2 protein-coding genes are annotated in these 475 nt (G+C 53.5%); both read right to left on the minus strand.

Annotated elements, in window-relative coordinates; genetic code table 11:
- The coding region (locus A8707_RS26415; protein WP_231948495.1) for a hypothetical protein at window positions 1–207 on the minus strand (207 nt) is incomplete at its 3' end.
- A 6-nt stretch (window positions 208–213) separates the two neighbouring features.
- On the minus strand, window positions 214–475 hold a 262-nt coding region (locus A8707_RS26420; RefSeq protein WP_197485116.1), incomplete at its 5' end, for a transposase family protein.

Here is a 475-nt window from a genome sequence, read left to right on the forward strand (position 1 = left end):
GGCAACCTCAATTTCACTTTCTTGAGCGTTGTACATCAACGCCAACTGGACGACCCCAGCTTGCTGACCGTACACGGACACCAACGTGGCAAAGTTTGGGGCACTGCTGTTCCCACCCACCGAGGTACATTTGATGCTTTTGCCATCAATCGACCACAGCAATCCAGCAAACGCCGGGGCATGGAGCAGTGCCCAAACATTAAACACATCGACCTAGGCTGCCGCATCGACTTGCAGAAACACTCGACGAACGGTGGAATAGGACGGAAACCGAGTCGTCTGCGGATCTAACTCCAACAGATCACACAAGCTGGCATGATGCTTCTGGCAAAACAGGGCGATGGGGCGATAGCCCCAATCCCCACATAAGCTTCCCAGCAAGGCTAGAAACAGAACCAACCAGAGGGGATGGCTTTGACCGCGCTTGCTTCGCGGATCGGGAATCGTTTTTAATTGGTCTATGAGGGACATGGAC

Source organism: Phormidesmis priestleyi BC1401, assembly GCF_001650195.1.
Taxonomy (GTDB): domain Bacteria; phylum Cyanobacteriota; class Cyanobacteriia; order Leptolyngbyales; family Leptolyngbyaceae; genus Phormidesmis_A; species Phormidesmis_A priestleyi_B.